14 protein-coding genes are annotated in these 12,401 nt (G+C 42.8%); 9 read left to right on the top strand and 5 right to left on the bottom strand.

The annotated features are described in order from the left end of the window. Positions 1-51 precede the first annotated feature (51 nt). The 5 genes from FPZ43_RS00985 (at position 52) to FPZ43_RS00965 (ending at position 5,714) form a co-directional block, all read left to right on the top strand. Entirely contained in the window at positions 52-831 is a 780-nt protein-coding gene (locus tag FPZ43_RS00985; RefSeq protein WP_146379987.1) for an amidohydrolase, read from the top strand. Between the two features lie 112 nt (positions 832-943). Beyond that, entirely contained in the window at positions 944-3,916 is a 2,973-nt protein-coding gene (locus tag FPZ43_RS00980) for a GH92 family glycosyl hydrolase (RefSeq protein ID WP_186461730.1), read from the top strand. Between the two features lie 5 nt (positions 3,917-3,921). Further along, positions 3,922-4,266 (top strand): TfoX/Sxy family protein, encoded by a 345-nt coding sequence (locus FPZ43_RS00975; protein WP_146379985.1) that lies wholly within the window; start codon positions 3,922-3,924, stop codon positions 4,264-4,266. Positions 4,267-4,332: 66 nt separating this feature from the next. After that, positions 4,333-4,893 (top strand): AraC family transcriptional regulator, encoded by a 561-nt coding sequence (locus FPZ43_RS00970; RefSeq protein ID WP_146379984.1) that lies wholly within the window; start codon positions 4,333-4,335, stop codon positions 4,891-4,893. Positions 4,894-4,970: 77 nt separating this feature from the next. Then, entirely contained in the window at positions 4,971-5,714 is a 744-nt protein-coding gene (locus FPZ43_RS00965; protein WP_146379983.1) for a heavy-metal-associated domain-containing protein, read from the top strand. On the opposite strand, the gene FPZ43_RS00960 is transcribed toward FPZ43_RS00965, so the two are convergent. Further along, on the bottom strand, positions 5,711-7,342 hold the full coding sequence (locus FPZ43_RS00960) for an alpha-amylase family protein (protein WP_146379982.1): 1,632 nt from the start codon (positions 7,340-7,342) through the stop codon (positions 5,711-5,713). The two genes, FPZ43_RS00965 and FPZ43_RS00960, sit on opposite strands and share 4 nt — an antisense overlap. 120 nt (positions 7,343-7,462) lie before the next feature. Between FPZ43_RS00960 and lepB the strand changes: the two genes are divergently transcribed. Next, complete coding sequence (lepB, locus tag FPZ43_RS00955) at positions 7,463-8,563, top strand: signal peptidase I (protein WP_146379981.1); 1,101 nt, start codon at positions 7,463-7,465, stop codon at positions 8,561-8,563. A gap of 35 nt (positions 8,564-8,598) precedes the next feature. Here lepB and FPZ43_RS00950 read toward each other — a convergent pair whose 3' ends face one another. Continuing rightward, positions 8,599-9,993: a tetratricopeptide repeat protein gene (locus tag FPZ43_RS00950; protein ID WP_146379980.1), complete on the bottom strand. Its 1,395-nt coding sequence runs from the start codon at positions 9,991-9,993 to the stop codon at positions 8,599-8,601. A gap of 203 nt (positions 9,994-10,196) precedes the next feature. On the opposite strand from FPZ43_RS00950, the gene FPZ43_RS00945 reads away from it, so the two are divergent. Then, positions 10,197-10,523 carry a hypothetical protein gene (locus FPZ43_RS00945; RefSeq protein WP_146379979.1) on the top strand — a complete coding sequence of 109 codons (327 nt, stop codon included), beginning with the start codon at positions 10,197-10,199 and terminating at the stop codon, positions 10,521-10,523. A gap of 69 nt (positions 10,524-10,592) precedes the next feature. Here the strand turns inward: FPZ43_RS00945 and FPZ43_RS00940 are convergent, their stop codons facing one another. Continuing rightward, entirely contained in the window at positions 10,593-10,802 is a 210-nt protein-coding gene (locus FPZ43_RS00940; RefSeq protein ID WP_146379978.1) for a hypothetical protein, read from the bottom strand. 77 nt (positions 10,803-10,879) lie between these two features. Then, positions 10,880-11,074: a cold-shock protein gene (locus FPZ43_RS00935; protein ID WP_146379977.1), complete on the bottom strand. Its 195-nt coding sequence runs from the start codon at positions 11,072-11,074 to the stop codon at positions 10,880-10,882. A 267-nt stretch (positions 11,075-11,341) separates the two neighbouring features. On the opposite strand from FPZ43_RS00935, the gene FPZ43_RS19465 reads away from it, so the two are divergent. Together FPZ43_RS19465 and FPZ43_RS00930 are read left to right on the top strand one after the other, a co-directional pair. Then, entirely contained in the window at positions 11,342-11,476 is a 135-nt protein-coding gene (locus FPZ43_RS19465) for a hypothetical protein (RefSeq protein WP_261380935.1), read from the top strand. Position 11,477: 1 nt separating this feature from the next. Next, a complete protein-coding gene (locus FPZ43_RS00930; RefSeq protein WP_146379976.1) occupies positions 11,478-11,798 on the top strand; it encodes a hypothetical protein in 321 nt (106 codons plus the stop codon). 54 nt (positions 11,799-11,852) lie between these two features. On the opposite strand, the gene FPZ43_RS00925 is transcribed toward FPZ43_RS00930, so the two are convergent. Beyond that, positions 11,853-12,386: a PRC-barrel domain-containing protein gene (locus FPZ43_RS00925; protein ID WP_146379975.1), complete on the bottom strand. Its 534-nt coding sequence runs from the start codon at positions 12,384-12,386 to the stop codon at positions 11,853-11,855. Positions 12,387-12,401 lie beyond the last annotated feature (15 nt).

Here is a 12,401-nt window from a genome sequence, read left to right as displayed (position 1 = left end):
CGCAACAACAACCGCATTACAAAATATTTGCCGGGCCAACTAATTGATACTATGGATAATCTTAAAATTACAACGTTTCAGGGATACTTATTCTGGGAAAACATTGATAAGAATCTTCAAAACATCACTTTAAAATTATCTAACATTCGCGAGAAAACTAATCTCATTATATTACCGGAGATGTTCAACACCGGCTTTAGCATGAATGCCGAGGCGCTTGCCGAAGAAATGGATGGCAAAACAACGCAATGGATGCACAAAACCGCTCAAAAATTTGATTGCGTAGTTACGGGTAGCATCATTATTAAAGAAAACGGAAATTTCTATAATCGCCTGCTGTGGGTAAGGCCCGATGGCACCGTATCACACTACGATAAACGCCATCTTTTTGCTTTAGGTAAAGAACATGACACCTATACTCCTGGCGCTAAAAAACTGATAGTTGAGCTGAACGGTTGGCGTATTTGCCCTATGATTTGTTATGACCTGCGTTTCCCTGTATGGTTGCGCAATGTGCCTGAAGAGCAGTATGACCTGCTTTTAATTGTGGCCAACTGGCCCGAGCGCCGTGCCCCCCACTGGCGTACGCTTATACCAGCACGCGCTGTTGAAAATCAAGCCTATGTTATTGGTGTGAATCGTGTAGGCCATGACGGCAACGAAGTTTACCACTCCGGCGACTCGACCTGCATTGATCCAAATGGTAAGGTGATATATTACAAACGCGACGAAGAGGACATTTATACATTCACCATAGTTGCAGACGAGATAGCCAAAGTGCGCCGCGCATTACCTTTCCTGAAGGATGCGGACAAGTTTGACATAGAATAAAAAGCACGACGGCCATATAACCAAAGCCTTCTTTAAAAAAATACTATTTTGCGGTATGATTATAATACCGGGAGTGAGATCATTTTTTCGCTATACAGCTTTTGCACTTATCATGTCGATCGCAATTTGCGCATCGGCCCAAAAGAAGAAAGACCTTACCAAATACGTCGACCCGTTTATAGGCACCGGCGGCCATGGCCATACTTACCCCGGGGCAGTTGCGCCATTCGGAATGATGCAGCTTAGTCCGGATACCCGTTTGGAAGGCTGGGACGGCTCATCGGGCTATCATTACGCTGATACCACGGTTTACGGCTTCTCGCATACCCATTTAAGCGGCACAGGCATTGCCGACTATTGCGACGTGTTATTTATGCCTACCGTTGGCCAGCCGCAGTTTAAAAACACCGATTACCGCTCGGGCTTCAGTAAAAAAAATGAAGAGTCCGGCCCGGGTTATTACAAAACATATCTTAATAAGGATAAAATTGGTGTCGAACTTACGGCTACCACCCGTGCAGGGATGCATCGTTATGACTATCCATCGGCAAATCAAGCCAATATAATTATCGACCTGCAACACCGTGATGAAGTGCTGGATTCATGGATTGAAGTTGTTAATGATAGGGAGATCAAAGGCTACCGCCGATCAAAATCATGGGCTAATGACCAATATCTGTACTTTTACGTCAAGTTTAATAAGTCTTTCAAAAATTACGGTATAGCGCTTAATAACCAGGTACAGGCAGGAAAGAGTAAGCTCCAAGGAAAAAACATAAAGATGTTTGTTCAGTTTGACAACCCCGGTGAGGTGATTTCAAAGGTGGGTATATCATCTGTAAGCGCCGACGGTGCTTTGAAAAACCTTGATGCAGAAATGCCCGACTTCGATTTCAAAAAAATTGCTAAGGCAACAAAAGCAGCTTGGAACACCGAACTATCAAAAATACAGGTTGAAGGCGGTGCGCCTCCGGTTTCGCATGAGGACAGATATCCGGCCTCCAATGGTAACAGAACACAGAAACCGGTAAAACCCGTTGACCGCGCGGCCGAAAAAATGACGATCTTCTATACGGCGTTGTACCATTGCATGCTTGCCCCAAATATTTACAATGATGTTGACGGCCAATATCGTGGGCTCGATCAAAAGATCCATTCTGCTAACGGCTTTAATTACTACACCGTGTTTTCCTTGTGGGATACTTTCCGTGCCGAAAACCCGCTTCTTACTATGATAGACCGTAAGCGCACCACGGATTTTATAAAAAGCTTTTTAGAGATGTACAAGCAAGGCGGTTTGCTACCCATATGGCCGCTTGCATCAAACGAAACTTATTGCATGGTTGGCAACCACGCCATCCCTGTAATTGTTGATGCTTATGCAAAAGGCATCAGGGATTTTGATGCGGAACTGGCCTTTACAGCTATGAAAGCTTCTGTGAACCGAAACCAATTTGGGTTGGATAATTACCGCGCTACGGGCTTGGTTAACAGTGATGCAGAGCACGAATCTGTAGCCAAGACACTTGATTATGCTTACGATGATTGGTGCATTGCGCAAATGGCAAAGATGCTGAATAAGCCGCAGGACTATTCAGTATATATCAAACGGGCACAATATTGGAAAAATGTATTTAACACTACCAATGGGTTTATGCAGGCCCGCGAAAACGGGAGTTGGTTTGCACCTTTTGAGCCTACCGAAATCAATAACAACTACACCGAAGGTAATGCATGGCAATATACCTTCCTGGTGCCCCAGGATGTTGAAGGATTGATAAATGCCATGGGCGGGCGAACAGCCTTTGAAGCTAAACTGGATGAACTATTTAGCACCAATGCAAAATTAAGCGGCCGCCAGCAGGATGATGTTACCGGCCTTGTAGGCCAATATGCACATGGTAACGAGCCAAGCCATCACATTGCCTACCTGTATAACTTTACCAACGCAGCCGAAAAAACGCAGTACTATGTAAACCGCATATTACAGGAACAGTATAGCGCCAAGCCCGACGGCTTATCGGGCAATGAAGATTGCGGTCAAATGTCGGCCTGGTATGTAATGAGCAGCCTAGGCTTTTATAACATTGCACCCGGCCAGCAGCAAATGCAGATAGGCATACCGCAATTCGAGAAGATCACGATCAACCTGGAGAACGGAAAAAAGTTCGTTGTTAGTAATCCCGGTGCTACCGTTAACCGTAATAATTATTACCTGCAGGGCATGACATTAAACGAAGGCGCCTACAACAAGCTATATTTAAATTTTGATGATATTGCTAAAGGTGGCGAATTTGAGGTATTTACCGGCAGATTGGCTAATAAACTTTTTGCGCAGGATTTGGAAAAACCTACATCGAAGATCACGGAAGAGTTGATCGTTCCAAATCCATATACCGAGGCACCGTCCCGCACATTTAAACAACCTATCAGCATTGCTATAAAGGATGCAGACAGTTTAGCAAAGGTATATTACACCTTAGACGGAACTACCCCAATGGCAGCCTCAACGCCCTACACAAAACGCATACTGATTTCAGAAAATACAACGGTAAAGGCAGTTGCCATTCGGGATGGTAAAAGCAGTTTTGTTACCGAAAGTACCTTTAACCGGATCCGTAGCGATCTTAAGCTTACTTTGGTTAACAAGTACCTTGTTAACTATTCGGCACAAGGCGATGAGTCGCTGGTAAACGGCATACGTGGTAAAGCTAACTGGCGGCTTGGCAACTGGCAGGGATTTCAAGGTAAAGACCTGGAGGCGGTGATTGATATGAGCCAGGTTAAACCTGTAAAACAGGTTACACTGGGTGCGCTGCAGGATACACGCTCATGGATAGTGTTTCCGAAAACGGTGCAATACTGGGTGTCTGATGACGGCAAGAATTATAAATTAGCTGCCACCGTTAACACTAAAGTGCCTGTTGACAGCCTGGAACCACAAACGCAGGACTATACTGCAACCGTAAACCTGCGCACGAGGTACATTAAAGTTATTGCCAAGCAATACGGCGCACTGCCCGACTGGCACGAGAGCAAAGGCAGCCCTTCATACATATTTGCCGACGAAATTATTGTAGAGTAACATAAATGCGCGACCATAATGAGCAAATAATCAATCGCATTCGGGAGGCACTGATGGACATGGACAGCGTGGAAGAAAAAACAATGTTTGGCGGCATCTGCTTTTTGCTTAATGACAAGTTATGCATTTGTGTACGCGGAGATGAAGTAATGTGCCGTGTTGGGCCGGACGAATATTTAGCAGCGCTTGAACAGCACGGAGCCACACCAATGATACATGGTGGCCGCAGCATGAACGGTTATGTATTTGTGGATGGCAATGTATTTAGCAATCATAAAGATTTTGAATACTGGATTAGCAAGTCGCTGGAATATAATAAAATTGCCGTTTCATCTAAAAAGAAGCGTTAGTGCAATGTTACCGGGCATTGACTAATCAAGGCGCCGAACATCAGCTATTAACGGTAAATTTGTTATATGAAAATCTACATTAAAAATATGGTTTGCAGCCGTTGTAAAATGGTGGTTAGTGCCGAACTTGAAAAAGCAGGTATTAAACCAGCAAGTGTAGAGTTGGGCGAAGTAGATTTGACCGGAGATTTAAGCGATGAACAATTAAGCAAGCTCGATACCAGTCTTAAAGAGCTTGGATTTGAAATTATAGACAACCGCAAAAGCCGCATAATTGAGCAAATTAAAACGGCTGTCATCTCAATGGTACATCATAGCGATGAACAGCAGCATATAAACCTATCTGCCTACCTGTCGCAAAAGCTCAACTATGATTACGGTTATTTAAGCAACTTGTTTTCGGAGGTGGAAGGTACAACTATCGAGAAATATTACATTGCTCAAAAGATTGAAAAGGTTAAGGAGTTAATGATGTATGACGAACTTACCTTATCACAAATTGCCAATGAAACCGGCTATAGCAGCGTAGCGCACTTATCGGCACAGTTTAAAAAGCAAACAGGCCTAACCCCTACTTTTTACCGCCAGCTTAAAGAGAACAAGCGCCGAAATATCGAAGAACTGTAAATGATGTAAATCAATCAGGTAATTGTGTAAATGTTATTTTGACGAGCAGCGTATCTTTGCTTATCAATTTAAATACAATGACACATACATATAACATTACCGGCATGACCTGTACCGGCTGCCAGGCCAAAGTACATAGCTTGCTTTCAAAAATACCGCATATAACAAACGTTGATATTGACCTTGCCAATGGCAAAGCCGATGTAAGCATGGATCAGCATGTAGCCACCGACGATTTAAAAGCAGCATTAGCACCCTATCCTAAATATTCGTTAAGCGAGGCTTCGCACCAGTATATACCTGCATCCGCAGACCTTACTGCCGATGAGCCAACCCGAGGTTTTATAGAAACATATAAACCTGTTTTATTGGTATTTGGCTATATCGCTGTAGTATCGGCACTTATATCTGCCAGTGGTACTTCATTTAACTGGATGCTTGCCATGCGCAGTTTTATGGGCGGCTTTTTCCTGGTGTTTTCCTTTTTCAAGCTCCTTAATCTGGATGCATTTGCAGATAGTTACAGCAGCTATGATGTCATCGCTAAAAAATTTAGGGCCTGGGGGTTTATTTATGCTTTTATAGAATTGGCCCTTGGTATAGCCTTCGTTGTAAACTTCAACCCATTTGCTACTAACTTAGTAACACTGGTGGTAATGGGCATAAGCATAATAGGTGTTTTGCAAAGTGTATTAAACAAGCGCAAAATACAGTGCGCCTGTTTAGGTACCGTGTTTAACCTGCCAATGAGCACCCTTACTATTATTGAGGATGCACTTATGATAGCGATGAGCATTGTTATGCTCATAATGATAGGTTAATCCCAATTAAAATCAACCTGGCGGCCATTCAGTTTCCATTTGGATGGGAACTGGCTGGTCATCCAGTCCAACGGTTCGCCGGTTGGTTGCGCTTTGGCTGCCTGGGCAAAAGCGGTTTTTATTGCAGCTTTCTTTTCGGCAGTTAAGGAATTGGTATCAGCCGAGATAAATAGCGGTGCACCACTTTCGGCCAATAGCTGCAGCCATTGTTTATTTTTATCCCAGGGCACATCTTTGGTTACACCTACGCAATCGCCATCGGCAGCGTAAAAAGTGTTGTGGTGCGGCAAACGGAAAGCCAGTGTATTAACGCCCATCTTTTTGGTACGCTCCCACTCCTTGCCGCTGGTATCGTCGCCGGTACGGTTCAACTCAAATAAACCGGCCGAAAGATGGCTCATGGTATTGCAACCGATAACATACATACTCCCTGCCGACTCGCGTATCTCCCGATACAGGTTTAGTATAATTTCGGCATTGGTTTTACTTTGATCGTGAAAGTTCCAGTTGGGTACGGTGAAATCCTTTTTCATCTGGAAACCCCATCTTCCAAAAATATCCCAGCTGCTGAAATCATGCTTTATCATTTCATAACCCCACTGCTTATAAAGCTTAAAGTTATTTTTTACACGCTCAATCGTTTCGGGAACAGTCGGGTCAAGTATAGGCTCGTTGGCGTTGTCGCGCCCTTTTATTTTGGGTGAAAGTAAGGTCGCGCTGTCGCTTAGCCGGGCTATAAGCGGCCTTGTCCATAAACCGGGGCGCATACCCAGGCTCTTAATGGTATCGGCCATTTTGTGCATATCCGGAAATTTTGGGTTAGATACCGCAAAATCGTCGGCCTTTTCCCAACCATCATCAATTACAGAGAACGGCCTGTTATTGTTATCAGTAACAAACTGGGCCATAATTTCCGTTTGCTCGCGTATGCTTTTTTCTGAATTGTTACCATAGGCAAAATACCAGTCGTTAATACCGTAAACCGGCTGTTTAGGCAGGCGTGGCTTTTCGCACATCACTTTGCAAAAAGCAGTTAAGGCCGCGTAAGCATTTTGACCGGGCTTACTCATAGCTGTCACAATATCGGCAGCATGAAGCTTACGGTCACCCAGCTTTACACCCGAGCCACCGCTATGCGTATCAATAGCCAACTCTATACTGTCGTAATTAACTTCCCACCAGCAAATGGTATTACCGCCCGTTTTAACACCAAAGCATGCTGTGCTTTCACCATCATTAAGCAACACATACCATGGGTTTTTAACCCCGGCCTCGGGAGCTTTCCAACCTAAATCGCCATAGGTTCGCTCCCAATGATCGCCAAGTACTTTACTATATTTTGCGGTTTGATATTTCCACTTCAGCTTAATGGCTTCCAGTTGCGTGGTTGGTGCCTCCACATACACAGCCTGTGCATTACCGCTGCCTTTAAGCTCCACTTTTATATCCTGGTAAGTAAAGCCCGAGCTTGTGCCGCTAAGTTTAATCCATTGATTATTTACCTGTGCCCAGGCTTCATCAGGATGTTTTATTAATTGCTTACCCGCGGCGTTAGCAAAAGTTAGCCTGCTATACATAATGGCTGCGAAGCCGCTTGCGCCAAGTTTTATAAAGTTGCGTCTTAACATAGGTTTTGTAGTGAAGCCCTAAAGTAATAATAGTAGCGGTAATAAAATATCAAAACGTGTAACAAACCGGCTGTATTGGTGTCAAACCGTTTAAGCACAACAACAAACCATCCTAAAACCATGAACTGGAAGTTTTTTAACCGCAAAAAATCGGCAGATAAGCCTAAGAAAAGCAAAACCCGCGAGTGGCTGGATGCCATTGTGTTTGCCGTGGTAGCATCTACCATTATACGTGGGCTATTTTTTTCGGCTTATGCCATCCCATCATCATCAATGGAAGGCACCCAGCTTACCGGTGATTATCTTTTTGTAAGTAAGATAGCCTACGGACCGCGCATGCCGTTCACGCCAATTGCGGTTCCTTTTCTTGAATCGGAAGTTTATGGCGTTAAAACCTATTGGAGCGGCATACAATTGCCTTATTTTCGCCTGCCGGGTTTTGGGCATGTTACAAAAAATGACATTGTAGTTTTTAATAAACCGGCAGAGGCCGACCCGATATTTAACCGCCCGGTTGATGCACGCACAAATCTTATAAAACGTTGTGTTGCCACCGCCGGTGATGAGTTTGCCCTGGTTGATACCCGCCTTTATGTAAACGGAAAATTAGTGCTAAATGCTCCTAAAGCACAAACCACTTACATCGTAACTACCGATGGTGCAGATATTAACCCCGAACTGTTAAATAACCTGAAGATTGAGATACGCCAGCCTGTTGGGCAAAATGCTTACGAAATGATTATCCCCGTAGATAGTTATGTAGCCTTTAAAAGCATACCCAATATCAAATCAATTGTGCCAGCCGTGCAAAAGCGTGGCGTATATAACCCGGAAATATTTCCGCATAACGAGAAATTCAAGTGGAACGTTGACAATTTTGGCCCGCTGCGCTTACCGAAAGCCGGGATGACTATCGCGCTGAACGATTCAACAATGATACTTTATCGCCGGGCCATCGAATTATACGAGCACAACAAGGTTGACGTGAAAGGAAAAGACATTTTCGTCAACAATAAAAAGGCCGACAGCTACACCTTTAAAATGAATTATTACTGGATGATGGGCGATAACCGCCACAACTCTGAAGATTCGCGCTATTGGGGATACGTACCCGAAGACCATATTGTAGGTAAGGCGAAAATAACATGGATGAGCAGTGACAGCACGGCCTCATTTTTTAACCGCATCCGGTGGAACAGGATCATGAAACTGATTGAGTAATGTAAACATGACAGCACATAAAAATAGGCAGCGGGTTAATTACCTTCTGCCTCTTTTACTACCTGCCTAACTTTTTCATCCAGCTCATAAGCTGTTTTCTCGAGCATTTTTAAAACCTGTTTCTCCGCTTTGTAATTTTCGGCTTTTATCAGGTTCATTAATCCGAGTATGTTTGTGAGCGGCTTGCGCACTTCATGCGATTGAATGAATGCAATATTTAATAATGTATTATTCAGTCCCTCGTTTTTGCCGTTGATAATCTTAGTCTTTTTACGAATAGTTAAGTATTGCCAAAATAGCGTTGCAAGCATAATCAAAAACAAAAAGGCTACTACGCCAATAATCCGTGCCATACGGCGGCTGGTACCGTTGGCGGCGTTTAGGTCAGCAATTTTTTTATCTTTTTTTGCCGTTTCATAAACCACCTGCATTTCGTTCAAACGGCGTGTATTCTTATCAACCGCCATCGAGTCGCGCAGGGTGTCGTAGCGTTTATATGCTGCGAGGGACTGTTTGTAATCGCCGGTCTTTTCATATAATTGATTTAGCACCTCGTACAATTCCATGCGGCGGTAAGGCTCAATTAAATCATGCGTAATGGCCAACGCTTTATAAATATAATCGAAGCCTTTATCCCGCTGGCCCATCCCAAAGTATGATTCTCCAATCCAGTTATAGGAATAAGTAAGGGAACGCCGCTGGTTATACTTTGTGGCAAGCACGACTGCTTTGCCGGCATAGAAGATAGCTTTTTCATAATCTTTATGCTCCTTATACGTTTGGGCAATATTGTTATAAAAACGGATCCGCATACGCTCATACTTGTTGCTGGCTTCGGCCATTTTAAGTGCATCAAATTCAAGTTGCAGGCTACTGTGATCGTTCTCCTGCTGATCGGTATAATTATAATAGCTGTGCGTAAACATAGCTTTATTACCTAATGCACTTATAATTTCGGCCGTATCGTGATTGGCACGCGCAGCTTTTATAGCTTTGTCAATTTCAGTAAAAGCCAGATCGTAATTGCCCGACTCTTTGTACAGGTTTGATATAATGCCATGAATATCGGGAAGCAACTTGGTAGTGCCCAGCTCCTCGGCATCAGCAAGCGCCTGCTCTGCAACTTTCAGCGCGGCTTCATGATTTGCTTTAAGCCACTTGTAGTTGGCGTCATAGATTTTTGCATACAACAGCGCCTTTTTATAATTGTGCCGGTAACCTATCTTGTAAAGCTCGTTACTTAAAGTTAAAAGTGAATCGGACTTACCACTTTGTATGCGTGTGCCGGTTTTGATGAGGGCGTTGGCTTTTAATGTATCAGCAGCAAGGTCCTGCTGTTGTTGCGAACCGCTACGCCCGGTGCACGCCTGTACTACGCAAATAATTGAAAAGGCGGCAGCCAGCCACCTAACTGTTTTAAGATTAATCAACTATGAAAGATTTGGTCTTAAAAGTACCTAAAATATTGATATCAGATTTACATGTACGCATAATATAATACACTAAAAAAGCGTACGCTTATTGTATCAACTTCGTGCATGATTGAAAAGTAAAATGTGCGCAATTTACTATCAATCAATACTTTAAAAGCATGGCATTTAATTTGAGCCCGTAGCCTTGATTATCAAACCGCATGAAGAACAGCAAACCACTTATCAGGCGTACTTTTTTGCAGGAAAGGTTTGAAGTGCTTATAAAAAAGCAGCTTAACGGGCAAGCTACGTTTAACGACCTTACCGAACTTGACTGGATTGTAAACCGCGACCCAAAACTACGAGACATTATCCTTGAAGAAATGCAATGCAATGACGATAACTCGCAACCTAATGATTATAATCCAGAACAATGGCTTACGCCTCCGTCGACACTGCAGCAACAAAGCCTGTTAAGCAAAATCAAACACTGGCTTTCCAAGTGGTTTATAACGAAGCACCACTCCCTGACAGGTGTATCGAATTAAATGAAACGCGCCCCCTGTTTAAATTTTAGCAGAAAATATTATAAAGGCTTTATACTGAGATAGCTTAAACTATGCTTTATCGTCTGTGGCGGTAGGCTTCTTTTCGGGAGGAGTTGATACAATTTCGCCAAATTCATTCACATAGGCCAACATGCTATCCAAATCGCTGCCGTTAGGGTTTTCTTTACGCTCCTGCTTACGCAATGCCTTTTCTTCTTTCTTTTTCTGACGGTTTTTTTCGAGTTGCTTTTTCATGAACGTTGCCTGTGATTTAGCCATATTGTATATTGATTTTAAATGAATAAAAAAGCACCTGCCTTTATGAGGCAAGTGCTTTACGATTAAATATATAGTGATTAAACTACTTTTACATTTACCGCAGTAAGGCCTTTTCTGCCTTCCTCTACATCGAAGGTTACGCTGTCATTTTCGCGTATCTCATCGATCAATCCTGTTGAGTGAACAAAAACGTCGCCTTTGTTTTCACTCTGTGTAATAAATCCAAAACCTTTAGTGGTATTGAAAAATTTTACAGTTCCTTCTTTTTGCATTATATAATTTTTAATAAGTATGCAAGGTAGTCATTTTTTCTAATACTTTCTCTATGCTAAAAGTATTTAACGATATTTTAAATTATTAAACTTTTATTTTACATATAAAACACAGTAGGTGTGCACTTTAACGGTGATAAATTATATTAAATAAATAAATCTGACTGATTATCAACTATTAAGACTACCTTTAAGAACATACCGCCGGTAATTACCGCAAAAACCTTCTCCTTCTTAAAAGGTTAAAGCCATCCGCTAAATATCATCATGAGCAAAGAAAAAAAATCCAACAAGGAAACGAAGAAAGCACCTGCCGAAGTTGCAAGCAAAAAACAATCAGCCTACCAATTGGGTAAAGGGTCATCGTCATCAGATCTTTCAACGCCAGTTAAAAAGAAGTGAAATGAAGAAAACTGTAAACGACCATACTAAACTATACCTTTACGACCTCCAAAATGCCGCTACCGAGCACGGTTTTAAGGCAGATGATACATGGGAACTGATGCTTGCATCTGAAAAAGAAAAAGCTCTATTACAACGAGATTACTACCCTATGATAGCATTAAAAATATTTCCAGACTTGCTTCGGGACGTATTGCAAGCCACAAAAGCTGCTTTGAAACAACCTTTGAGCCAAGAGGACGAATTATTGAATAACGGCACAATTGCCCAACGCGAACTAACTTACATTGTGGCCTTTAACTTTAAAAGACCAAGGACGTAATAGCTTTTTAAAAACACAAAGGCCCTGTAAATACGGAGCCTTTGTGTTTAATTGTTACTCTGGCTTATTTTCGCTTCCATCGTTGGGCTCGTCCAGGTAACTTGTTGGCCTTCGCTTACCGTAAAATTTGGTTTCGTTAAAGTGCTCATGGTCGTAAAAGTCCGGCTCGGGTAGTACATTGCCATTGCCATCGCCAATAGGTCTTACAAATACTTTGCGTATGTCGGCTTCAATCTCGGGCGTAATTTCGCGGCCATATTCGTAAATTGGCAGCCGTTTTATATCATCTACAGTAACGCCGGGAACTATTACGGTATCGTTATTTTCGTGCAGTTCAGCTACTCCTATCGGTATTAGCACGTGGCCATCTTCAAGGCCCACATCATTGCTATCCATATCCAGTACAATGTAGCGTACCTTGCGTGCCTGGGCATTAAACAGCATATCATCAACCTCCCCTATTTTACGGCCATGATCATCCAGCACGTCCCAACCTTGTATGTTAGGTTGCCCGTCAACAATTTCGTAATCGCTCTCGCTCAACTCTTCCAGGTAACTGTAATTGTTCAGTTTTTTTTCTGTTGCCATGATTTGTTTTTTATG

Source organism: Mucilaginibacter pallidiroseus (assembly GCF_007846085.1).
GTDB lineage: Bacteria > Bacteroidota > Bacteroidia > Sphingobacteriales > Sphingobacteriaceae > Mucilaginibacter > Mucilaginibacter pallidiroseus.
This window is presented reverse-complemented; position numbering and strand designations above follow the sequence as displayed.

Excerpts from the sequence above, each read along its gene's own strand:
- lepB (WP_146379981.1), top strand. The coding sequence starts at position 7,463 with ATGAACTGGAAGTTTTTTAACCGCAAAAAATCGGCAGATAAGCCTAAG.
- FPZ43_RS00940 (WP_146379978.1), bottom strand. The coding sequence starts at position 10,802 with ATGGCTAAATCACAGGCAACGTTCATGAAAAAGCAACTCGAAAAAAAC.
- FPZ43_RS00935 (WP_146379977.1), bottom strand. The coding sequence starts at position 11,074 with ATGCAAAAAGAAGGAACTGTAAAATTTTTCAATACCACTAAAGGTTTT.
- FPZ43_RS00965 (WP_146379983.1), top strand. The coding sequence starts at position 4,971 with ATGACACATACATATAACATTACCGGCATGACCTGTACCGGCTGCCAG.
- FPZ43_RS00960 (WP_146379982.1), bottom strand. The coding sequence starts at position 7,342 with ATGTTAAGACGCAACTTTATAAAACTTGGCGCAAGCGGCTTCGCAGCC.
- FPZ43_RS00930 (WP_146379976.1), top strand. The coding sequence starts at position 11,478 with ATGAAGAAAACTGTAAACGACCATACTAAACTATACCTTTACGACCTC.
- FPZ43_RS00925 (WP_146379975.1), bottom strand. The coding sequence starts at position 12,386 with ATGGCAACAGAAAAAAAACTGAACAATTACAGTTACCTGGAAGAGTTG.
- FPZ43_RS00945 (WP_146379979.1), top strand. The coding sequence starts at position 10,197 with ATGAAGAACAGCAAACCACTTATCAGGCGTACTTTTTTGCAGGAAAGG.
- FPZ43_RS00975 (WP_146379985.1), top strand. The coding sequence starts at position 3,922 with ATGCGCGACCATAATGAGCAAATAATCAATCGCATTCGGGAGGCACTG.
- FPZ43_RS00985 (WP_146379987.1), top strand. The coding sequence starts at position 52 with ATGGATAATCTTAAAATTACAACGTTTCAGGGATACTTATTCTGGGAA.
- FPZ43_RS19465 (WP_261380935.1), top strand. The coding sequence starts at position 11,342 with ATGAGCAAAGAAAAAAAATCCAACAAGGAAACGAAGAAAGCACCTGCC.
- FPZ43_RS00970 (WP_146379984.1), top strand. The coding sequence starts at position 4,333 with ATGAAAATCTACATTAAAAATATGGTTTGCAGCCGTTGTAAAATGGTG.
- FPZ43_RS00980 (WP_186461730.1), top strand. The coding sequence starts at position 944 with ATGTCGATCGCAATTTGCGCATCGGCCCAAAAGAAGAAAGACCTTACC.